Below are 22968 nucleotides of genomic sequence, written 5' to 3' on the forward strand. Positions count from 1 at the left end.
GCATAGAATATAGATTTTAGTCCTCCATCTTTATTCTATGCTATATTCTTTATTCTCAACTCATAACTCACAACCCAAAACTCATAACTCAAAACTCAAACCCACAACTAATTAAAATTAACTTTAAGAAGAGGATCTGCGTCATTGTAGTTTACTTTGAAAGGAATAACCTGTACCGAAGAAGAAGAACTCTTTTTTGCAGCTGACATACCATTCAAAGCCTGCTGAATTAAAACTTCCCTTGGATCTGCGAGAGGAAATATTTCCAGGTTCTGAATTTCATTTAGAGTTACGGAAGGTGTTATGCCCATGCTGTAATTGCCTTGATCGGCAGCATTAAAGAGCTTATAAATGGCCGGATATAATACCCATCCCTGCTGGCCGGAAATTCTGGTGTCTTCTATTGCAAAACCGGCAACATCTTTTCCAACTGTTTTTTCGCCTATGGTAATGACCTTCATAAAAGGTTTTAAGTTATTTATAATAATTTCAGAAGCCGAAGCGGTACGGCTTCCACATAAAACATACACTTCCTGAATGGCCGGATGTGCTGCACGTAAGGCATCATAAGTTACCGTGGTTTCATTCATTTCCAGCGCTTCTTTAAACGATTTGTTTACAAGACCTCCGTTTTTATTGCCTTTAAATTTTATAAATAAATCATCCGGTTTACTACCAGGCGCCAAAATAATGCTTAAGGCTGCAGCGGACGAAACATCTCCACCACCGTTATATCTGAGATCAACAATGACTTTTGTAACCGATTGATTTTTAAAATCCTGAAAGACCTGCAATAAGGGCGACGCCAGTCCAACATCAAAATGAGGAATTGAGAGGTATCCGGTTTTTTCTGTATTGTTTAGAATAAGCTTGTGCAATATTGGTTGGGAAAAAGTAAAACCGCGTAGTATTTCTATTTCTTTTATTGCCGAAAAACCAGAGGATGAAGCATATTCCGTGACCTGTAATTTTGCCTGATCCGAATGGGCTAAAGCAACGTACAGGCTTTCGAAATTCTGGCTGTTGAATACCGTTCCATTGATGGCTTTGATCAGCTGGCCTCTTTTCATGCCGTTTCGTTCGGCAGGTGAATCGGAGAGTACAAATAAAACAATTCCGTAGAATTGTCCTTCGTGTTCTATAACGGCCATGTCAAAGCCATAGGTGCTTCTGATACTTTTAGGAAATGTCTCGGGAGACGAAAGATGGGTGGCATATGAAAACCGATCCTCTGCCTGCAATAATTTTTTGAAGTATTCTTTTGAGTCTAAAGACAAATTGGTGCGATCCGGCATGTTTTCACTCCATAAATAATATTTTTTCATCTGCCCGTACATCCAGCTGTTTACATATTCGGTACTGCCTTCTTTGTAAATAACAGGTTCATCATCGTTCTGGCAGGAAACCGCCAGCGCAAAAAAGACGAGAAGAAAACTTTTCAGAATAAAATGATATTTTTTCATGGGTAGCGCCGCATTCAAATTGGTTCTTTTAAAACTTAAAAAGAAAAATATTCCGTAAGATTGATCGTTCCGTCTACTCCTGAAAATACACCGTTGGCATCTGCTTTTTCTTCGAGAACAATTAACTTGGATTTATTAGTCTGCATGATGGTCTGAAAAGTCACTTTTTTTCCGGGTACGTACGATTCAGTGGTTCCGTGTTTGACAAGCTCAATATTTATGATCGGCGGAGAACTGAAAGGAAACTCCAAAAAAGCACTAAAACTGTTTTTCGTTATATTCTGAACTACTCCGATTTCCTGTCCGTTTGCTTTTGTAATGATCGCGTCGAGGGTACCGGTATAGCTGCTCTTTGAATACAAATTGAAGTTTGGAAAAATGAATCGGTATCCGGTGTGTTTTGTGGTGCTCAGAGTTCCGGGTTTCTGAGAAAGTACATTTTCAATCCAAATATTTTCTTTGGCATAAAATGAAAGCGTATCGACCGGTTTAGCGGTAGTGAAATTATAGGAATGTAAAACCTGCTTTGTTTTTTTATTGATAATTTCTACTGTTTTAATGCTATTATCATAAAATACAAATTCGTATGTTTTTTCTATTTTTTTAACAAAAGCATCACGCTTATCCACCACCAGCAATTTACCGTCTAATGCAACCTGAATAGAATCGGGCATTGCATTATATCCTTTTATGACCACTTTACCGGCTTTTTGCTCCTGATTGAGGGGAGTTAAATTGTCATTGGAACAAGAGGAAAGACAAATAGTGGTGATTAAAAAAGCAATTACTACTTTAACTAAATTATCCATGCGTTTGATTGTAAATTATTAAAAATGATTGTTTTATTAATACCTTAATTGTTTTCCGCCTGTAAAAATAAGTTCCTGAGCGGCCTGCAAAAAAGGAGTGCTTATTCTTTTATAAATTTGATTTTTTCGACTCTTTCACCGTCCTCTATAACCAGATAATATACACCGGACGACAGATTATCCAGTAAAATACCTGAATCGTTATATTTGGTATCTTTCACCAGTGTACCTGCTGTATTGTATATTTTTACGGCAAGATCTTCTGCATTTAGAGCCTCGCTTAACTGCAGCTGCAAATAGTTTTTTACGGGATTTTGTTTTACTACTGTCGCTTTTTTTCCTTGTATATCCTCTAATCCCAATGAAGCAGCCGTGATTGAAATTTTATCTATTTCGTAACCGATAGCAAGATCTGGTGCGGTTACAAGGGCGAAATATACTTGTGACTTACCCGCAAACTGAGAAATATCTACTGTAAAATCTTTAAATTCAGATGCTAACATATCCTCTCTTTTTATTTCTATAGTTGCGATCTGAGTAAAAGAATCCGGAGCTGCATCTGTGACAGAAGCGTAAACGTATAAATTATTTGTGACGTCAAATATTGCTTTTTGTGCATTGATAATTAATTGCATTCCGCCGCTGTAAAAAGACAAATCGACTGCCGGTGCAATGGCCCAGTTATTTTGTGTACGCCCCAGAGACTCCAGCGTTTCCGTATTGATATTATACGTTCCTAATATCTTATTAGTACCTTCTATTACAGCATAATTTTCATCTACCTGAAGATTGGTACGGGCAAGCCAGTTAACGGCATCCCCGTCTCTGTCTAATAAAGTCCAGTCAGACACATCTGAATCTTCAAAATCATCTTCCCATATGGTAAATTGTGCCGATGCAATTCCGGAAACAAGCATAAAAGCGAATACAAGTAATTTTTTTTTCATTTTTTTGTGTTTAAAAACAAGGGCTGCCTAAAAAGTAAGGACAGATGCATACCAACACTGCATACGAACATATCCTCCTTTTTAGTAAAAAAACAATAAACACACCTTTTAGACAGCCCTGTTAAATTATTTAAATAATTAAAGTATTAATTAGAAATTAATAAACTTTGTCCAGGTGTTTGTCCAGTTTTGTTCTGTCTTAAAGGCACCTGTAGCTCCTGCTAAGTTTAATGGAGCAATATTAAAAAATGGTTGTGTTAAAGCCCATGAATCTGCAACTGTAGCAGTAGACGCTGGTGAACTTCCTGCACCTAAAGATGTTCCAACCGGCAATATAGGATTAGTGAAAGCATGTACGGATAAAAAGCTTCTAGCAGAACTTGCAGGTAATGAAGGAGACTCAAATCTGATTCCTGTAACATATCCTGTAACAGTAGCATTCGTAAGGCTTATTTGTCCTAATCTGCGTACGTGGATGGCATTTTCATAAAGAGCTCCACCTGCAATTGAATTAGCACCAATGATTGATAATTCAGAAATTACCGGTCTTGTGATAATTGTAGTCGAAGTACCAGTAGCGTTATTATCTAATTCGATACCGTTTGAATCCGGGTTTCCACCGCTTAAACTGTGTGTCGAGGTTGTATCAGCAATAGCGATTGCTTTATTGATCGTTCCTGTGTAACCAAAATCAAAATCGAAATTGTCATCATCCGGAGCAAAAGAAACTAAATGGCTTGCTTTTACCGTTCCTCCGAAAAATTCGAATGAATCATCTCTTCCGTAAGAAACCTGAACGTGATCAATAACAGTACCGCTACCTACACCACCACAAGTTAAACCATTGATTTCAACACCTGTAGCTGCATCTAAAATACGACCTGCATACTCGATACGAACGTAGTTTAAAGCTCCTGCGCTATGTGCATTGTTTGTTCCTCCATAGTAAAAATCAGAAGGTGTTGGCTGATCTCCTAAACCTTCGATAATATTAGTAGTTACTCCTGTATTTACCTGAGCATCACCTAAAAGTACAAGTCCGCCAAAATCTCCGGGAGTTGCTTTTGTAGCAGCGTTTCCGTCTAACAAATTATAACTTGTAAAAATAACCGGTGCTGTTGCAGTACCCTGAGCATCAATCTGACCTGTTTTAGTAATTACCAGTACACCTGTAGCACCACTGGCTAATACTTTAGCTTTGATGAAAGTTCCCGGTTGTATGGTTAATTTTGCCCCTATTACACGAACTACTCCACTTACTTCCCAAACTCTGTCGTTTGTCCATGTAGTGTTAGTCGTAATGTTACCACTTACCGTTTGTACTGTAGCAGGATAACCTGAATAATCTGCGCTGGCAGATTTCATTGCAAATGAAGAATCAGCACTTGCTTCATCATTTTGACAAGAATTGAAGAAAATAATTGCAATCGCGAACAAAAAAACTTTTTTCATGATAACTGAATTTTGATTAACTTTGCTGCTTGTATTTTACAAATGAGGTCTTTGGGGAGAGCAGCAAATTTTCTTCCCTCTGACCTTTCCTTTTGGTAAAGTCTTTTATCATAAGCTTCCGCTTTACCGCCGGAAACTTAGCCCTGTTTATTCTTCTTTCACTTTAGGGCCCGGGTGAAAGGATTCTTCCTCTTCCAATTGGAAACAAATACCAACGCAAATATTAGAGAACGTGAAAATCTATTGTACCATTCTGATCCGCTTTCCGGTCTGGTTTTTTTCGCAGATTATGTACGTCTGAAATGTTTAGTAATTACTTGCAACCCTTTTTCAAAGAAATTAATTTGAAGACCGATTTTATGGTTATTAAAAAATCTATGGTCCTTTATATACATTAGACTTCAGGAGACGAAAAAATCATGTGAAAATTTATCCTTAACGTTTTCTTAATTTTGATAGTCTTTTATTGCTGAAATCGGCAATTCAATGTTACTAAAAAGAATAATTCATAGAAAAGCTGATGGTTCTTCCGCTCCAGGCTTTAAACTTTTTTTGATCGATAAAAGGATCGTATTTATCTGTCGCTCCGGCACCAAGACCTCTTTGATCTCTTGGATTGGATCCAAATTCGACATCATTAATCTTTGAATAACTATTGAAATTATTGTAGGTCTCGATAGCGGTATCAAAAAGATTTTTAACTCCTAACTTTATTTCTAAATTCTTTTCTTTAAACAACTTGTAGCTGACCTGAACATCTGTAACAGCATAAGGCATGCGTATTTCTTCTGCATCATAATCAAATCCTACTAAAATATACTGATCGCCTATAGCATTGTGTCTAATACTGAACCCCGTACGTTCCCCTATATAATCCAAACCTAAATTATAGTTATAAGGAGCCTGACCATATAAAGGTCTGTTTGCTTCATAAAGTCCGCCAGTACCATCTATTTTTACATATCCGGTAACCTTGGTATCATTGAATGCTGCATTACCACACAGAAATATTTTCTTTAAAAGATCTCCTTCACCCAGAAAGGATAAATTTTTATAAATTTCAAACTCCACTCCAAAAAGTTTAGCACTATCAGAATTCATGTTATAAATATATCTTGTGCCCCCATCTGCTCCTATCTGTGTAACACCTTCAATTGGTTTTTTAATATTTTTATGATAAATACCAAAAGAAATAATTTCACCCGGAGCTGGAAACCATTCCGTCTTAAAATCAAAACTATCCACTAAGGTCGAAACAATTCCTCCAGTGTAATTTAAAACCTGTGCATTACGTACCGGATCATAATAAGGCATGTTCAGACGCTCTGCAAACTGAGGACGCAGGACCGATTTGTTATAACCCAACCTGAAATTCATTTTGTTTGTCGGGCTTATCGTTAAATTTGCCGAAGGAAGATATTGCCAGACATCATCGTCTAATTGTGCGGTTTCAAAACTGCCTGAATTATCAGACTGGCTGGCAATCTGGGTGTACACATAACTCTCAGCGCGCATTCCCCATACCAATCGTATGTATTGGTTGATTTTATTATCGAGCATTAAAAAAGGAGAATGAATTTTAACATCTCCTATATATTCATTGCCATAAGTAGTGATTCTGTTCCATCCGAAACCGCCCCACTTATAATAGGAGCCATCGAGTAATTGGGAGTAAGGAAAATCAACAACAGCAGTTTCAGTTGGTTGTCCTAAAGTAACCATTGCAGCTGTTTCCTGCTGATTAGTTGCTTTTTTATAGGTACCGAAATAACCTGCTTTGATATTGTTTTTTATCGATTCCCCAATGTCAAAAGCATAGTTGAAATTAATTCCGACGTTATAATCTTTTTCGCTATTAGTAAAATTTGATCTCTTAAAATTATCCGGCGAGCTATTGTAAATTTCCTGATATAAAAGTACATCCTCTCCAACTTTTTTTCTACGCTGTGTCAAAAAAGTGGCATCTTTAGTGTCTTTTGATGTAGTTGTAAAAGCACCAAACCAGTTAATTTCAAAATTTTCGAAACGATGATTACCCTCTATTTTGTTCTGTATAAATTTTTGGTAGACAGGATAACTTGTTTCCTGTGTAAACGGTAAAAAACTTCCCTCTACTATTTGTTCTAAATTTCCATTATATAAATTCCAACCCGTAATTTGAGTTAACTGACTGTCATACATATGCATATAGGTATTTCGGGTGGTAATTTTATGCTTTCCCAACTGAATTCCTGCATTAAACATTCCTCCCAGCGTTGAATTGAAATTATAAGTGGCACCTGAATTTTTAAATCCATATTTTTTAAAAGTCGAATAACCATTTTCCGGTCCGGCTCTAAATTCTGTATTAGGCATGTAAGATCCTCTTTCGGTATGGTCAATTTTTAACTGATCCTGTGTGTTTTTGAAAATCAGGGAACCCACAAAACCAAATTTGTTATTGTCCTTTAATTCATACACCCGGCCTACTGCAAACTGCATCGAAGTTCCCGGTGCTGCATAGGTTTTATAGGTTGTAAAATTATCCTGGGTAAACCTTTTGGATTGTTCTAAGAATGGCCCTGATGCCGCTTCGGTAGTAGGTACGGCGATATTGACCAAACCGGAAGGGTAATTTCGGCTGCCATCATCAAATCCGATATAATCGTTTTCCCCTTCCTGTTTGGTCAGGCGATCCTTAAAAGTGCTTCGGCTGTTGTAGGACGTTCCGACAGTGAATGTCATAAAATTTTTCTTCGGAATATCTTTGGTTTTCACCTCTACATAACCACCCGCAAAATTGGCATTCATATCCGGAGTGGCATTTTTACTGACAATCACGCTTTCTACCATAGCGGTCGGAATGATATCAAAATTAAACTGCTGCTGGTTGGGATCAGTACTCGGGAGATTCACGCCATCCATCACCGCCTGGTTCCAGCGCTCGCCCATAGAACGCACGACTACATATTTGTCGTCAATTGTCGTTACGCCTGTAATTCTTTTTAAAGTACTTCCAACATCTTTATCCGGTGTTCTGGCAATTTGTTCGGCAGAAATACCATCCGAAAACTGAGCGGCTTTCTTTTGCTGCAGCAGCATTCCTTCTGTTGAGGCAGTCGCTTTCTGATAAGTTTGGGTAATGACCACCTCATTCAGTGATTCGGCATCATCTTTCAGCACTACATTCAATAGAGCATCCGATTCGGCGGAAACTTTTATATCGGTAATTTTCTGCGTCTGAAAGGAGACGTAACTGATTTCCAGTGCATAAGTTCCCTCTTCCAGGCTAAAAGAATAATTTCCGTCGAAATCTGAGACCGTTGTATTTCCGGTCTCCACTACTTTTACGGAAGCCCCCGGTAAAGCAAGACCATTTTTATCAACCACTTTTCCCGAAATACTGCCCACTTTTTTGGTGGAAGCTATTTTTTTATTGACAGCAATATTGGTATTGTTTCTTCTGAAATTTAAGTTGGTCAGCACCTGAAGTTCCTGCAATATCACATCAATGCTGACATTATCTTTTTTTAGCGTGACAAGCGGTTTACTAAAATCGATGTCTTTTTGATAAATAAAGCGATAGGGCGTCCGGGATTCTAAATTTTCAAAAATATCTTTTGGAGAAGCATTCTTGAAATCTACTGACACAGTGCCAGATTGTGCATATAGCTCGGCCGTACCGAGAAACAGGCTAAAAAACAGAATTTGTACGGCAATTGAAAATTGCCTGAAAAAATCGCTCATAAGTAAATAATTTGTTTTAGGTGTGTATCGTTTATTTTAGTTTAGATTTTCGGAATTTTTTCGGGAAATTGCAGCAGGCCTGCAAGTTATTTACTCACGATATAGGTGTTGTTACCGGCGGGTTTTATGGTTACTTCCAAAGCAAAAGCAATGGTCTGTATTATTTCCGGAACGCCTTGTCTGGTATCAAGAGTTCCTTTTAGCTGCAGTAATTTTAAATTTTCACTGGAATATTGCAGCGTAAAAGCGTGATCCGCCTGCAGTTTTTGAATCACGGTCACCAGACTTAATCCGTCAACATCCAGAAGTGCTTTTTTCCATTCCGGTTCCAAAACCTTTATTGTATGTTTTTTGAGTGTCTTATTTTTTGGATTAAACAGGGCGGCATATCCTCTTTCTAAAAAAACCGCATTTTGGGCGCTTTCTACTTTTACTTTACCAGTCCTTACGTTTACTTCTGCTATTTTTCCGTAGGCTTTCACATCAAAAGAAGTTCCCAAAACAGTAGTTTTGATGTCACCGGAGCTGATAATAAATGGCCTTGTGGTGTCTCGTGCCACTTCAAAAAAAGCTTCTCCTTTCAATGTGACGATTCGTTCGTTGGCTGCAAAATGTTCCGGATATTCAATTTGGGTATTTTCATTCACCCAGACTTTTGTTCCGTCCGACAAACGCAATAATCGTATATCCTGAGGAAACGTCTGAGTGACCACTTTTGGAGTTGCAGCAAAATCTAATGCAGAAAAGGACTGATAGCCTGCAACAGAAATAAAGAGAATTATACAGGCCGCAATTGCTTTTTGATAATTACGGCTGCGTTTTTTAATTGTGGCATTCTGAATCCTGTTCCACATTCTCAATTTTATTTCATCAGAGAATATTCCTTTCTGCGGCAACGCATCCCATTCTTCACGTAGTCTGTTCGATTTCATTATGTATCCGTAAAATTAATTGTACAGGGAAATCCTGAATATCTCCTGCTTAACTACATTAGATTATTCTGCTTCAAAAAATCACGGGGGTACAGGACACTTAACGTTTTGTTAATGATGCGAAAAGACAAATACAAACAACCCTTTAGAAAACAGCTCTTTACTAAAAAAGGCTTCATAATAAGTTACATTTACTTTACATTGGAGTTCCCGTTACGGCTATTGCCTGATACTTCAAAACGCATAAAAGAGGAAGGTTAGATAAAAAGTAAGTTCTTAATACTGATTGAGGAAAAGTAAAGCAAACCAGTACAGTTCGTAGCTCTTTACGGAATTCTTTTTCAGGTATTGCAGTGTCTTGGAAATCTGATTGGCCACGGCACTTTGGGACATGCCCATTTCTATGGCAATTTCCTTATAACTCATTTCTTCAAACTTATGAAGGGTAAAAATTTTTCTTCTTTTCTCGGGAATCTGCTGTAAGAGCATTTCTAATTTTTCCATTTTCACGGAAATATTCTCGTCAATTTCTTCAGAACTGTCCAGTTCTTTTACCAATTGCAGGTATTCAACCGAAATAATTTTATTTTGTTTTTTATACCATTTTGAAATTTCCTGTTTACTGCTTTTAAACAAAATAGCATCCAGGGCAATTCCGGGTTCAATTTTAGTGCGGTACTTCCAGAGATGAATAAAAACATTTTGGGTGATATCTTCCGCATCTGCAAGCTGGGCTGTATATTTTTTTACAAAACAGAATACCTTGAAATGATATAGCTCATAGATTTCCTTAAAACAAGAATCGTCTCCATCGCGCAATCCGGTGATCAAAATAGTATTCATAATGCAGTTTTAAAATAGGTAAACAATCCTTACAAAATTATCCTAAACTAACATCGGTTATTTTATCAGCCCGGTCATTTAATGATTTATTAATATTTGCCCCGACACCTGCGGTCATTTTATAACATAAAAATAATTTACCCTCCGGCCGAAAAGCAGCTTTGGCAATTCGGGGTTTTATCCAACTTTTCCTTTTAATTATGTTCCCACAGCCTGTTTACGGCGCAATGATTTAAAGCCCGGGGTTTATTGTATAATATTCCAACCTTTTTATCTAATTTAGCAGAACATAAGCAATACGGCGTATTTTCCCGTAGTATTGTGAACAACAGCACACTAATAATTTAGTTAATTTGAAAACTATGAACACATTTGATTTTGGCATTGTCGGTCTCGGCGTAATGGGCCGTAACTTGCTTTTAAACATTGCCAGCCAAAAATTTGCCGCAGCAGGTTTGGATTTAGATGCCGAAAAGGTCAACTCTCTTCAGCAGGAAGCTGATGCCGGACATACACTCGAAGCAACAACAGACGTTACCCATTTTGTCGGGCTTTTACAGCGTCCAAGAGCCATAATGCTATTGGTTCCTGCCGGAAAACCTGTCGACAGCGCCATTCAGAGCCTGCTTCCACACCTTGAGGAAGGCGATATTATCATTGATGGCGGTAATACTTATTTTACCGATACAGACCGCAGGTTCCTCGAATTATCGGCTAAAGGAATCCACTTCTTCGGTATGGGAATTTCCGGAGGCGAAAAAGGCGCAAGATTCGGTCCGAGCATGATGCCCGGAGGAGATAAAAAAGCCTACGAAAGACTTCGCCCTATTTTTGAAGCCATAGCAGCAAAAGTGGACGGAGAACCTTGTGTTGAATATTTAGGAAACGGATCCGCAGGGAACTACGTTAAAATGGTTCACAACGGAATCGAATACGGAATTATGCAGCTTATCTCCGAAATTTATGATCTGATGAAACGAGGTTATAATCTCGATGAAGATACCATTCAGAAAACTTTTGAAGAATGGAACGAGAGCGATCTTAAATCCTACCTGATCGAAATTACAAGTCATATCCTGAAACAAAAAGACGATAACGGTCAAAGACTTATCAACCAGATATCAGACTGGGCCAAATCGAAAGGAACGGGAAAATGGACCTCCCAGAATGCCATGGACCTTCAGGTTCCGATTCCGACCATCGATGCTGCAGTAGTGATGCGCGACATGTCGAAAAGCAAACCTGAAAGAATCGAGGCCGCCAAAAAACTGATCTGGAATACTGATGCGTCAGCTGTAAATACGGCAGAAGCCATTGATTCCCTAAAAGAAACATTGTTTTTTGCGATCCTGATTACCTATGCGCAGGGACTGGCACAGCTTAGAACGGCTTCTAAAGAATACAATTATGAATTAAATCTGGAAACGGTTACCAAAATATGGCGTGGAGGCTGTATCATTCGTGCCAATGTGCTGGAAGACTTCCGAAAAGCATTTGCAGCAGACCCTAACTTAGCCAACATTCTTTTAGATGACGCTATTGCCGAAAAACTGAATCAGAGTCAGGCCGGAACCAGAGCAGTTATCCAGTTTGCCGTACAAAAAGGATTACCTGTAGCAGGACTAATGAACTCACTGGCTTATTTTGATGCTTACCGATCTGAAAATCTTCCAACCAACCTCATTCAGGCGCAGCGTGACTATTTTGGAGCGCATACCTACGAACGTATCGATGCCCCGGGTGTCTTTCATACGGAATGGAATGATTAAGAACCTTAAGCGACGCAAAAAATGAGTAAAGTAAAGAATAGCACCCCAACAATCATCGTTATTTTTGGGGCATCGGGTGACCTTGCCAAAAGAAAGCTCTTTCCTGCCTTTCAAAATTTGTTCCTTGACGGCCGTATGCCGGAAAAGTTTCAGATTATAGCACTGGGGAGAGCGGAAAAAAGCGACGAGGAATTCCGCAATTACGTTTTAGAAAATTTAAACACGTTTTCAAGAAAAGCGACACTCTCACCGGATGAAACTAAAAATTTCGTTTCACATATCACCTATTTAAAACATGATATCGACAAGGAAGAATCTTATCATGAATTAAATTCAAAATTAACCAGTATTGATGAACTTTTCGGGATCCGTGCCAATCGACTTTTTTACCTGTCTATTGCACCTTCCTTTATCAGTACCATTTCGGTTTATATTAAGAAAATAGGGCTTACGCCAAATGTCAGTCAGGACCGTATTATTATTGAAAAGCCTTTTGGCTACGATAAAACGTCAGCGATTGCACTCAACGAGATGCTTTCACAAACATTTAAAGAAGAGCAGATTTACCGTATAGACCATTATTTAGGCAAAGAAACCGTTCAGAATATTCTTGCGTTCCGTTTTGGCAATTCGATGTTTGAGCCTTTGTGGAACCGTAATTTCATAGATTTTGTCCAGATTACTGTGGCCGAAGAAGTGGGCGTTGAAGAACGCGGCGGATTTTATGAAGGAGTCGGAGCTTTGAAGGACATGATACAAAACCACCTGCTTCAGATTTTATGCATGACGGCTATGGAGGCTCCGGCTTCACTTGGCGCCGATGATATCCGAAACCGTAAAGCAGACGTTTTGCGCTCTATACGACGCATCAAACCCGAAGAAGTAGATCATTATACCGTAAGAGGCCAGTACGATGCCGGTTTTATAAAAGGCAATCCTGTAGCAGGATATCGTCAGGATAAAGGAATCGCACCGGACTCGAATACGGAAACGTATGTGGCCATGAAAATATACCTGGACAACTGGAGATGGCAGGGCGTTCCGTTTTATCTGCGTTCCGGAAAAAGAATGCAGGAAAAACAGTCTTCGATCGTCATTCAGTTTAAGCCTGTGCCCCATTCCTCTTTTTCCTATGGAAATGAAGGAATGACGCCTAACCGACTTATTATTAATATTCAGCCGTCAATGGATATCAAGCTGCAATTTATGACCAAAAAACCAGGGCTGTCACTTTCGCTGCGGCCTGCAGAAATGGTATTCGATTATTTCCAGTGTTCTACAATGTCGCCCGAAGCTTACGAAACGCTGCTTTCCGATGCTTTGGCAGGAGATCCTACCCTATTCATGCGTTGGGATCAGGTAGAACAGGCCTGGGATGCCATCGATACGATTCAGGAAGTGTGGAAAAATAATGCCCCTGTTAATTTTCCGAATTACAAAGCCGGAAGCTGGGGACCGGAAGCTGCAGATGAATTACTGGCCAGACAAGGACATGCGTGGGTTTCTAATACAGCAACTGAAAACGAAAAAGTAAAATGATACAGATATTTGATACTATAGAAGAAATTAATAGTAAAGCAGCAGACATTTTTGTGGCGTCTGCCCAAAAAGCAATAAGCGGGAAAGGCAAGTTTTCGGCGGTACTTACGGGAGGTTCATCGCCAGCGGGTATTTACCGCTTACTGGCCTCAGCCGATTATAAAACGAAAATTGACTGGAGCAAAGTTTATATTTTTTGGGGCGATGAACGATGGGTTCCGCTTGACGATAACCTTAGCAACGCCAAAATGTCTTTTGAGGCGCTGTTAAGCCATGTGCCAATTCCACAGGAAAATATATTTACCATGTATGAAGACGGCATTTCAGCTGAAGATTATGCCGTGAAATACGAACAATCCATCAGGACTATTTTAGGTGATGATGGGAAATTTGACCTGATTTTACTGGGAATGGGTGATGATGGTCATACGGCCTCACTTTTTCCGGGAGAAGCAGTATTAAACGAGCAGGAAAAATGGGTAAGCGCCTACCGTCTTGAATCTCAGAACATGCATCGTATTACGCTGACTGCTCCGCTGATTAATAAAGCAGAGCAGATTGTCGTAGTCGCTTTTGGCGAAAAGAAAGCACATGCCCTGAAAGAAGTACTGCACGGAGCTTACAATCCTTCCCTTTATCCGATGCAATTAATTAAACCTGTTTCGGGAGAACTATTATTTTTAGTAGATAAAAAGGCTGCGGAGAAAGCGTAACAAATTTTTCTGACTTAAAAATCAGCAGCTGAACACTATAAAAAACGAGTTAAATATCCTCATCAGGACATTTAACTCGTTTTTGATTTAACGGGATTATTTTATTTGATTAGGTTTAGGATTCCTTTGAACACTTCACTTTTAGAACTTTTAACAAGCTCATAAAGACACATTTCAACAGTCGTTACATCTGCGCCTTTATTTTGTAATTTTTTCAAGGCCAGATCCCTATTTTCTTTTGAACGCGAAGAAACACAATCGGCTACAACTTCTACTTCAAAATTATGGGATAACAATCCTAAGACGGTCTGATACACACAAATATGGGCTTCAATGCCGCACACTAACCATTGCTTTCTTTCTGAATTGAGGACTGCCTTTTTAAAGCTTTCATTCTCCATCGCGTTGAAAGAATATTTTTCAAAGGGTTGTTGATTTTTTAACAGTTCTGCTAATTCGGGCACTGTTGCTCCAAGTCCCTGCGGATTTTGTTCTGCCCAGATTATAGGAAGTTCCAGCAGTTGACAGCCGCGAATAATTTTCTCAAGATTGGAAATTAATTTGTCGCTTTCATTTACAATACGTGCCAGTTTACCCTGAACATCAATTACAATCAATCCTGTGTTTTCCTGTATGAGCATAGTCTTTATTTTTTAAATGAAAGTTGTAAATCCGGAGTATAGAAATATTTTCAACTCCATTTCACTTTATAATACGTCCCGTAAAGTTACTAATTCAGCTGCAGGATTTGCCGTAATCTGATTACTAATTTTAAACCGGTCACAGTGTTAAATCCAATATATTCAGATTATTTTTCGCCGATGTTTGAAGTTTTTTCTTCTCAAAAACTTATCTTAGCAATACTAAATTTATGATTTGTCAGCTGAAATTGAGAACCCCTAAATCTTAAAAAATGCCACATAAAAAATCAGACAAACAAAAAGAAGAAGAAAATGACCTGGTGCTTTCTTATCTGACGATGAGAAATTTAATTGGGTTTTCGGGCATACTGCTTCCCCTCATTTTAGTTTTGACCACCAGAGGAGAAATCGGCGAAAAACTCATCGAACCTTCTATCAGTGATTATTATTACACCAGCAATGGAGATGTACTGGTGGTACTTTTGAGTGTCCTTGGCGTATTTTTATTCACGTATAACGGTTACAACATCATCGAGAAAGGATTAACTACCCTGGCCGCCTTTTGTGGTATTGGTGTAGCCTTTAGCCCAACAGCTACGAGTACTGCACGTTCTTCCAGCATTCATACCGCCAATGAAGCAGTTCCGATACTACTGGGCATTGAGCGGCATTTTATTTTCGCCGGTTTATTTTTTATTGCCCTGGCGATCATATCATTAGTTTATTTTCCAAAACTAAAAGACAACGAAATGGTCATTAGCCCGCAAAAAAAGAAACGAAACAGGATCTACATGATTTGTGGATGGGTTATCATTGCCTGTATTGTCCTTCTGGGTATCTATTTTGTTTTAAAACCATCGTTTTTACAAGATGTTCCGGTCATATTTATTCTTGAAACGGTAGCGATCGAGGCATTTGGTTTGTCGTGGATTACGAAAGGGCAGACTTTATGGCCGGACTGTGAACATTATCTGGAAAAAGGCTATCATGATTTAGAAAATGCGCTGAAATAAACCTTAAAAAAAAAATACCTGACATATCAATTATGCCAGGTGTAAATACAAATCAACCTTCAATTAAAATCTTATTTTACGATATACGAAACCGTATCTGCTTCACAAAGCCGGAAATAGCCGAAAGCAAAATTACTGGCATCCGTGCTATTGACAATATTACCCCTGATATTACCGGGAGGAATAGAAAACGGATTTCCGCCATATCCTTCCAAAATTAAATTCATATAATCATAAAAGTTTTTAGAAATGCCGCGGTGTATAATTTCAACAGTATTGCCCGGCTTTATATCTTCGTCTGAATATCGGGTGCTTATTTCATTCCCGTTAAACAATTCATCATCAGTTAGTTCATATTCAGGGTACAGCAGGAATGGGGCTTTATAATCCGTCAGATAAAAATTAACCTGATCGGCAGGATCTTTATAATAAAAAGTCAGTTCGATTACATCTTCCCCGCCAAAATCGGGAACCATTTTTTGTTCGATTTTATCAATTGGCGTTACTGATGTCAGTTTTTCGACCGCCGTAAAACTTTGCCCTTCTGCGGTTATGTATAGCGTGTATTCCGTATTCAGAACCGGAACAAAATTGGTACACACATAAGAACCCGGTTCTGTTTCATTAAACGTAAAAACAGTACCGGTGCTGTTCTCCACTCGTACCTGCGCTCCGGAAACTTTTGGTGTGGTATTGTTATAATAGGGAGCTGTTTTAGTGATTTTTATAACCTGCTCATTTCCCGTAGTTCCTTTTTTCCAGATGATTTCGGCATCTATTACGATTTTGGGAGCACCGCTTTCCAGATCAAGGTTTACGACATCTTCACAAGATGAAAAAATCAGTATAAAGAGAAGGCTGAATAAAGTAAGTGCTTTACTTTTAAAATTATAGTTTTCAATCCTTTGCATATTCATTAAAATTTAAAATTATAGGAAATACCCGGTACTATCCCAAAAATTGACAGTCTTCTGGTTTCATTCGCTCCTGTATCTTCATTGGTGGTAAAGGTCATGGAAGCCGCATTTTTTCTGTTGTAAACATTATAAATACTAAACACCCAATAGCTTTGCCATCCTTTCTTTTTATCAGGTTTAGGCGTATAGGTCGCCGCAAGGTCTAAGTGATGAAAGACCGGCAGCCTGTTTTCATTTCGAAGCGAATAATTAGGAATATTGATCCCTCCGAATTCATAATATTCATTCGCGTACGTTACCGGCTGACCGGACTGCAGGGAGAAATTGGCATTAAAAGACCACTTTGGATTGTATTCATAACTCCCGACAATGCTCAGATTATGCAGCTTGTCATATCCGGACAAATACCAGTCACCATTGGCGATTCCCGGTTCTTCTGCTGTTCTTCCGGGCGTTTTTTGTTCTGCCCTTGATAAGGTATACGAAACCCATCCGGTAAAATCTCCGGTATTTTTTCTAAACAATAATTCCATACCGTACGATCTGGCTTTACCATTTAAAATCACCTGTTCTATATCATTGTTTGCCAGGATATCTGCGCCGTCAATATAATCGATACGGTTCTGGATTTTCTTATAAAATAATTCTCCTTCAAAAGAATAATCGCCGTCCCTGAAATTTCTAAAATAACCGGCTGCATATTGATCGAGCAGCTGTGGTTTTGTAAAAGGCCCGCTTGGTGTCCAGATCGTCATGGGCAACGGAGACTGGGTATTGGACAGCATGTGAATGTATTGCGCCATTCTGTTATAACTGGCCTTTACGGAATTATCATCATTAAAAGCGTAGGACAAGGCTACCCTTGGTTCCAGGTTGTTAAATTTGCTAATCGTCTTTCCCTTTCCGTACGCTATGCTTCCGGTTGGGGTTCCTTCCTGGTAAATATGGTATAACGGATTGTATATTACTGCATTACCGTTTTCATATGTATTGATATTTTCATCCCCTAAACGATAAAACATACTGTAACGAAGTCCGTAACGAAGGTTCAGTTTTTTCGTAAGCTGATGTTCGAAATCCAGATAGGCCGAAGATTCCAGAGCGTATTTTTTGTCCAGTTGCTTGTAATTGAACGGCGAATCAGAACTGGTAGGCTGCACGGTACCGGGGTTAAAATCATAATACTGACCATCAATGCCATAGTTTAGCTTTAATTTTTCTGAAACGGTATGATTCCACGCATATTTAAGACCATAACTGGATATTTTATTGTCCCATTCGAAATTCTCGGACTGTATGCCCAGATTGAATTTATAATCACTGTAAAAAACAGACAGATTGGTATTTATATTATCCGAAAACTTATGTTTCCAGCTTAGGATTCCCATTGTGTTTCCATACGTGCTTGAAAAACGATCATTAATATCGAAAACATCATTTCCGAAATATCCGGAAAATGCAATGGTGTTGTTGGCGCCCAAACGGTAATTCAGCTTCGCATTCAAATCATAAAACATGGCAGAATTCTTATTGTCTGCCAGCTTTAAAAATAGGTGTGCGTAAGAAGCACGTCCTGCAAGAATAAAAGAGCCTTTTTCCTTTTCGATCGGACCCTGCACCAGTAAACGGCTTGATATTAAACCAATACCACCGTTTACCTTGTAGTTTTCAAAATCCCCGGTTTGCTGGTTGACATCAAGGACAGAGGAAACGCGGCCTCCGAATTTCGACGGAATACCTCCTTTGTACAAATCGAGTCCGTTTACAATATCGGCGTTAAAAATGGAGAAGAATCCAAACATATGCGAGTCTCCGTAAACCGGGGCACCGTCAAGAAGAATCAGATTCTGATCGGCTGCTCCGCCACGAACATTAAAGCCCGATGAAGCCTCTCCCGCATTCGTAACTCCGGGCAATGTCAGGATCGATTTTAAAGGATCCGGCTCCCCCATAGCTGCCGGAATCCTTTTGATTTCTTCCATCGAAAGTTTATTGACGCTCATTTGGGTATTTCTGACGTCAACTGCTTTGCTGTTGGTGATAATTACCTGCTCGAGTTCCTGACTGTCTGAATCCATGTAAAAATTCATCCTTGTATCATCAGCCACGGTGAGCTGTTTTTCTTTGTTTTTTAAACCCAGATAACTGACCAGGACGGTATAACTGCCTTTATCCACTTCTATGGAAAACTTTCCGTCTGCATCGGTTGTGGCTCCGGTTGAAAGTTCTTTGATGAAAATATTAGCCCCAATAACGGGTTGTTTGCTTTCATCAAAAACCTGACCGGTCAGCTTATTTTTTTTTTTAGGTGCCTTCGTTACTTTTTGTTTGACAAAAATATTGTTACCCACTACCGAAAACTGTAGTAATGCACTTTTATTCAGTTCATTGATAAGTTCTTTTATTTCGATATTTTTGTAAGTCCGTTCCTGGGTAAAGTACTTCTGGCTCACATTAATCTGATCGGTAAAGGCAAATTTAAAATCGGTCTGTTGCTCAATTTGCTTAAAAAATTCTTTTAAGGTTACCGTTTTATCGACAGTTACGGTTACGTTTTGAGAAAACATACTCCAACTGAATAAAAAAAAGCATGCTGAAATTATATGCTTCATGAAATTTTGTATTTTTGAATATTATTAAATGGAATAGTTTTTATACTATCCTGACTATGAGGAGGATGTTTAGTTTCGCGGCTAGTGCATCCTTTTCTTTTCTACTGAAAAGCAATCTGTTTTAATGCTTCATTTACTTCAAAGTTTAGGTTATACATTTCTGATATTAATTGAACAATTGTTTTCAGGTCTTCTTTTTTGTTGATGCGGACTGTAATTCGCTGGTTGTCATATTCCTCCGGAAAAATTACTTTATATCCGTAATGCTCCCTGATGTAAGCACTGACAACAGTAAGCTTTTCGTTTTCAAAATCAGTAAACCTGTTAAATTCGGTTACTGAAGCGGTATTGTCTTTTCCATACGTAAAGGTTTCGCCGGGCACCAGGATCCATTTTTTATCCTGATCTTTTACACTCATCTGAACACTTCCTTCATAAAGTGCTACCTCCACCCCGTTTTTCGTATCGCCTTTTACCGTAAAAGAAGTTCCTAAAACAGTAGTTGTTGTTTCGTGGCAAAAAACCTGAAAAGGATGTTTTTTGTCTTTTTTTACTTTAAAGTACGCTTCCCCTTCCACTTCTATTTTTCTGTTGACTGAAAAATCAGCGGCATATTCAATTTTAGAGGCCGGACTTAATTCAACCCTCGAACTATCCGGTAAGAATATGGTTTTTACTGCAGAGGTCGTGTTTTCAACAACATTTCCGGCAATGGAAGTATCGGTTTTCAGTGGATTTTTCAATAGATAAATTCCGGTACCCATCAGCATCACAATCACTGCAGCCGCCGCCGCATACTTACGCCATGCGAAGTTTTTTCTCTTTGAAGGAAAAGCTGCCGAACGGAACTCTTCCCACGAATCTTCTTTTGTACGATCAGAATGTGCCATGGGTTTCTCTTCCCAGATCTTTTTTAATTCCTCATCCATTTTATTCTCGTCCATATCTTTGGGGCGTTATAGTTTTTGACAATGAAATCCCTGCTTATTAAAAACACCATAGACCATTTCCTTGATATCCCTGTTGGTCTCAATTTTAAGAATATTATACCCTTCTGTATCAAAATTCATGATACAGTCAGAAATAACAAACTGAAGCAGCTTCACAAGATAACCTGCTTCCTCTTTTGTTTTAACATCTGTTTTGTAAACCTCTATATCCATCTTTATGGTTTGTTTTTATAGATAACAAACGAGAATGGAAAAGTTCCTAATGGTTTTCGATTTTTTTTCGAATAAATTTACTGGCAAGATAAATATGATTGGCGATTGTCTTCTCAGAAAGATCCGTAATCGCTGCAATCTCCTTATAGCTAAGGTTTTCCAGTTTGTGTAATGTAAATATTTTTTGCTGCTGCTCCGGAAGCTGATTGATGAAGGTGTACAACTTTTCCTGTCTTTCCTCAAAATTTCCGCTATCAGTCACTTCCTCTGCCATCTCCATTTTTAAAGGATCAAGCTGAATTATTTTATTTTCCCTGTTAACATGATTGATGATAATATTCCGGCAGATGGTAAACAATTGTTTATCCAATAAAACGTCTTCATGAAGTAATTCCCTTTTATCGTAGAGTCTTAAAAAGGTTTCCTGAACAAAATCTTGTGGGGTAAGGACAGAAAAATCAAATCGTCTGGCAATATGGATGAGTTTATCATAGTAATTCAGATAGACCTCTTTGAAGGCTGCTTCATTACCTTTTTTTAAACGTAAGATAAACTTTCTATTGTCCATAAATTAAATAGGATCACTACTCTTAAACTTAATGACTTCAATAATATTGTGTTTGGAACCTTAAATTTAAAATAAGGAATCTATTGAATCATTTTGCTTTCTTCCATACTGCCGTAAAATGCAAAGAACAGTAATTTAATTATAAATCTGATGTCCGCTGCGATAAAATTTGAGCATTTGCAATATTGAAGCGCTTCGATTAGTAGTAATTTCGCCAAATATGTTACAGCCAAAAAAGAAGATTCAGGAAAAAATCCGCAAGTCTTTTTATAAACTGTTTTGAGACAAGCCCTTTACCATCGCATCGGCCTGTTTTTATTTTGCCCACCAAACAGCATTGCCAAAAACCTCCAGATTAATTCCTTCGCTTAAAGCTTTTATCCTTACACTATGTGCACCCGGTACTGCATCTGCAGGGGTTTCTATCCTCCACAGATGGGTACTGATCGTTTCGGGCTTTGGAAATTTGGATATTTTCATACTGTCATATCTTCCCTCGCTTTGCAGGCGATACTGTTTTAGCACATTAGGGGAAATCCCTTCATACTTTGTCATTTCGGTCCATTTTCCCTTATCAAAACTGATGTACACTTTTGTAAATTCATCTGCTGCAAATACATTGGCATAAATAAAAGTATCGTTCAGTATATTGAGTGTCGTGTCCCATTCATTTACTTTCGGAACGGTAATGTCTATTTGTTTTCCGTCAGCAGCTCCGGAAACTTTGTAGTGGTATGTATAGTCGTCAGGAGTTATGCCGATGGTCCAATATCCTTTCGGCGTTCCGTCATACATTAAGGCAAACGGAATCTGATCGAGATCATGCGGCCCTTCCCACCACGACCCGCAAACGGCCCCGGCCACTAGTTCATGGATAGGCTGTCCCGTTTCCCTTGCAAAATATTTATGGTATTGGGTATGGGTATGTCCGGCGCTGATTGACACCTTTTCAAAAGGTTCCAACGATTTGATGATCCAGTCTTTATCTTCCATTTCCTCGAGCGGAATATGCATCAATAAGTGTATCGAACTATAATTACCTTTTCGGGCTGCAATCAGATTAGTGATGAACTCCTTTTGTGTTTCATCAAGGCGGCCTACATATCCTTTTTCATTCACGGGATAAATATTATTCAATACCAAAAACAATTGTGTTCCGTACTCAAAAGCATAATAGGAAGGACCAAAAACGCTTTCAAAACTTTTATCCCTGTCCTGAAAAGCGGTTTCCTTAAAATTGAGATCATGATTTCCAATAGTATAAAAAACAGGAGCCCCGATAAGTCCCAAAGTCCCGGACAACGGCTTAAAAATATTCAGATTATCAAAAGAAAGATCACCGAGCGGCACTATAAAATCAATTTCCTGATCCATTAATTCTTCCGTGACCAATTTTCCGACATGGTGAATATCGTCCATAACATCTACCTGCGTATCTCCCAGCAGAACCAATTTTAAATCTTTCTTTTCTACATGGGGAATCAGCGGGAAATTATACTTTTTAGCCGCTTTTATTTCATCGAAAGGGACATAAAAGAGAACACTATTTTGTTTGTTTTGCTTCGAAATATAATTTTCCGGTTTAATTACAAAAACGGTATTTCCTTCTATTTTTGAAATCGTATATTTTCCTTTCGAATTGGTTCTTACAATATCTTTACCATTGGATACCAAAACATTAGACAACATTACCTCATCTTTATCAGGAACCTCATTTTTGTTGGTATCTGCAAAGACGACTCCGGATATTTTATCGTGCTGCTGTCCAAAAATAACCATACAGCTGCAGAATAGTACTACTGTTAAAATAATTTTATTCATAACTATTTTTTAACTGAAATTAGAAGTTAATAAAAAACCG

The 22968-nt window shown here is 38.5% G+C and carries 18 protein-coding genes; 4 read left to right on the top strand and 14 right to left on the bottom strand.

All coding sequences use genetic code 11. The features are described from left to right. Positions 1-107: 107 nt before the first annotated feature. From D0817_RS01030 to D0817_RS01060, 7 genes are all read right to left on the bottom strand, one after another. Positions 108-1463 (bottom strand): S41 family peptidase, encoded by a 1356-nt coding sequence (locus tag D0817_RS01030; RefSeq protein ID WP_127336529.1) that lies wholly within the window; start codon positions 1461-1463, stop codon positions 108-110. A 35-nt stretch (positions 1464-1498) separates the two neighbouring features. Continuing rightward, a complete protein-coding gene (locus D0817_RS01035) occupies positions 1499-2272 on the bottom strand; it encodes a hypothetical protein (protein WP_127336530.1) in 774 nt (257 codons plus the stop codon). Between the two features lie 101 nt (positions 2273-2373). Then, entirely contained in the window at positions 2374-3219 is an 846-nt protein-coding gene (locus D0817_RS01040; protein WP_127336531.1) for a T9SS type A sorting domain-containing protein, read from the bottom strand. A gap of 150 nt (positions 3220-3369) precedes the next feature. Continuing rightward, positions 3370-4671, bottom strand: coding sequence for a beta-helix domain-containing protein (locus D0817_RS01045; protein WP_127336532.1), 1302 nt, complete (start codon positions 4669-4671; stop codon positions 3370-3372). A gap of 492 nt (positions 4672-5163) precedes the next feature. Further along, positions 5164-8397 (bottom strand): TonB-dependent receptor, encoded by a 3234-nt coding sequence (locus tag D0817_RS01050; protein WP_127336533.1) that lies wholly within the window; start codon positions 8395-8397, stop codon positions 5164-5166. A gap of 86 nt (positions 8398-8483) precedes the next feature. Then, on the bottom strand, positions 8484-9329 hold the full coding sequence (locus tag D0817_RS01055) for a FecR family protein (protein WP_127336534.1): 846 nt from the start codon (positions 9327-9329) through the stop codon (positions 8484-8486). A 276-nt stretch (positions 9330-9605) separates the two neighbouring features. Further along, entirely contained in the window at positions 9606-10172 is a 567-nt protein-coding gene (locus D0817_RS01060; RefSeq protein ID WP_127336535.1) for an RNA polymerase sigma factor, read from the bottom strand. 362 nt (positions 10173-10534) lie between these two features. On the opposite strand from D0817_RS01060, the gene gnd reads away from it, so the two are divergent. From gnd to pgl, 3 genes are read left to right on the top strand one after another with little or no spacing between them, the layout of a single operon-like run. Then, positions 10535-11941 (top strand): NADP-dependent phosphogluconate dehydrogenase, encoded by a 1407-nt coding sequence (gene gnd, locus D0817_RS01065; protein ID WP_127336536.1) that lies wholly within the window; start codon positions 10535-10537, stop codon positions 11939-11941. Between the two features lie 21 nt (positions 11942-11962). Continuing rightward, positions 11963-13480, top strand: coding sequence for a glucose-6-phosphate dehydrogenase (gene zwf / locus D0817_RS01070; protein ID WP_127336537.1), 1518 nt, complete (start codon positions 11963-11965; stop codon positions 13478-13480). After that, a complete protein-coding gene (gene pgl / locus D0817_RS01075; RefSeq protein WP_127336538.1) occupies positions 13477-14193 on the top strand; it encodes a 6-phosphogluconolactonase in 717 nt (238 codons plus the stop codon). Before zwf ends, pgl begins: the two co-directional genes overlap by 4 nt. Positions 14194-14294: 101 nt before the next feature. Here the strand turns inward: pgl and D0817_RS01080 are convergent, their stop codons facing one another. Next, on the bottom strand, positions 14295-14834 hold the full coding sequence (locus D0817_RS01080) for a hydrolase (protein ID WP_127336539.1): 540 nt from the start codon (positions 14832-14834) through the stop codon (positions 14295-14297). Between the two features lie 272 nt (positions 14835-15106). Here D0817_RS01080 and D0817_RS01085 point away from each other — a divergent pair, with 272 nt between their 5' ends. After that, positions 15107-15847, top strand: coding sequence for a hypothetical protein (locus D0817_RS01085; protein WP_127336540.1), 741 nt, complete (start codon positions 15107-15109; stop codon positions 15845-15847). 71 nt (positions 15848-15918) lie between these two features. On the opposite strand, the gene D0817_RS01090 is transcribed toward D0817_RS01085, so the two are convergent. From D0817_RS01090 to D0817_RS01115, 6 genes are all read right to left on the bottom strand, one after another. Next, complete coding sequence (locus tag D0817_RS01090) at positions 15919-16758, bottom strand: DUF4249 domain-containing protein (protein WP_127336541.1); 840 nt, start codon at positions 16756-16758, stop codon at positions 15919-15921. 5 nt (positions 16759-16763) lie between these two features. Beyond that, entirely contained in the window at positions 16764-19376 is a 2613-nt protein-coding gene (locus D0817_RS01095; RefSeq protein WP_127336542.1) for a TonB-dependent receptor, read from the bottom strand. Between the two features lie 101 nt (positions 19377-19477). Further along, a complete protein-coding gene (locus D0817_RS01100; RefSeq protein ID WP_127336543.1) occupies positions 19478-20320 on the bottom strand; it encodes a FecR family protein in 843 nt (280 codons plus the stop codon). A 12-nt stretch (positions 20321-20332) separates the two neighbouring features. Next, entirely contained in the window at positions 20333-20539 is a 207-nt protein-coding gene (locus tag D0817_RS01105; protein WP_127336544.1) for a hypothetical protein, read from the bottom strand. A gap of 46 nt (positions 20540-20585) precedes the next feature. Next, the gene (locus D0817_RS01110; RefSeq protein WP_127336545.1) at positions 20586-21107 is read right to left on the bottom strand and encodes an RNA polymerase sigma factor; all 522 of its coding nucleotides are present in this window, start codon (positions 21105-21107) and stop codon (positions 20586-20588) included. A 315-nt stretch (positions 21108-21422) separates the two neighbouring features. Then, the gene (locus tag D0817_RS01115; protein ID WP_127336546.1) at positions 21423-22928 is read right to left on the bottom strand and encodes a calcineurin-like phosphoesterase C-terminal domain-containing protein; all 1506 of its coding nucleotides are present in this window, start codon (positions 22926-22928) and stop codon (positions 21423-21425) included. Between the last annotated feature and the right edge of the window lie 40 nt (positions 22929-22968).

The organism is Flavobacterium cupreum (assembly GCF_003996965.1).
GTDB lineage: Bacteria > Bacteroidota > Bacteroidia > Flavobacteriales > Flavobacteriaceae > Flavobacterium > Flavobacterium cupreum.

Bases quoted from the DNA above. Each gene is read 5' to 3' on its own strand.
- D0817_RS01030 (WP_127336529.1), bottom strand. From the start codon at position 1,463: ATGAAAAAATATCATTTTATTCTGAAAAGTTTTCTTCTCGTCTTTTTT.
- D0817_RS01035 (WP_127336530.1), bottom strand. From the start codon at position 2,272: ATGGATAATTTAGTTAAAGTAGTAATTGCTTTTTTAATCACCACTATT.
- D0817_RS01040 (WP_127336531.1), bottom strand. From the start codon at position 3,219: ATGAAAAAAAAATTACTTGTATTCGCTTTTATGCTTGTTTCCGGAATT.
- D0817_RS01045 (WP_127336532.1), bottom strand. From the start codon at position 4,671: ATGAAAAAAGTTTTTTTGTTCGCGATTGCAATTATTTTCTTCAATTCT.
- D0817_RS01050 (WP_127336533.1), bottom strand. From the start codon at position 8,397: ATGAGCGATTTTTTCAGGCAATTTTCAATTGCCGTACAAATTCTGTTT.
- D0817_RS01055 (WP_127336534.1), bottom strand. From the start codon at position 9,329: ATGAAATCGAACAGACTACGTGAAGAATGGGATGCGTTGCCGCAGAAA.
- D0817_RS01060 (WP_127336535.1), bottom strand. From the start codon at position 10,172: ATGAATACTATTTTGATCACCGGATTGCGCGATGGAGACGATTCTTGT.
- gnd (WP_127336536.1), top strand. From the start codon at position 10,535: ATGAACACATTTGATTTTGGCATTGTCGGTCTCGGCGTAATGGGCCGT.
- zwf (WP_127336537.1), top strand. From the start codon at position 11,963: ATGAGTAAAGTAAAGAATAGCACCCCAACAATCATCGTTATTTTTGGG.
- pgl (WP_127336538.1), top strand. From the start codon at position 13,477: ATGATACAGATATTTGATACTATAGAAGAAATTAATAGTAAAGCAGCA.
- D0817_RS01080 (WP_127336539.1), bottom strand. From the start codon at position 14,834: ATGCTCATACAGGAAAACACAGGATTGATTGTAATTGATGTTCAGGGT.
- D0817_RS01085 (WP_127336540.1), top strand. From the start codon at position 15,107: ATGCCACATAAAAAATCAGACAAACAAAAAGAAGAAGAAAATGACCTG.
- D0817_RS01090 (WP_127336541.1), bottom strand. From the start codon at position 16,758: ATGCAAAGGATTGAAAACTATAATTTTAAAAGTAAAGCACTTACTTTA.
- D0817_RS01095 (WP_127336542.1), bottom strand. From the start codon at position 19,376: ATGAAGCATATAATTTCAGCATGCTTTTTTTTATTCAGTTGGAGTATG.
- D0817_RS01100 (WP_127336543.1), bottom strand. From the start codon at position 20,320: ATGGACGAGAATAAAATGGATGAGGAATTAAAAAAGATCTGGGAAGAG.
- D0817_RS01105 (WP_127336544.1), bottom strand. From the start codon at position 20,539: ATGGATATAGAGGTTTACAAAACAGATGTTAAAACAAAAGAGGAAGCA.
- D0817_RS01110 (WP_127336545.1), bottom strand. From the start codon at position 21,107: ATGGACAATAGAAAGTTTATCTTACGTTTAAAAAAAGGTAATGAAGCA.
- D0817_RS01115 (WP_127336546.1), bottom strand. From the start codon at position 22,928: ATGAATAAAATTATTTTAACAGTAGTACTATTCTGCAGCTGTATGGTT.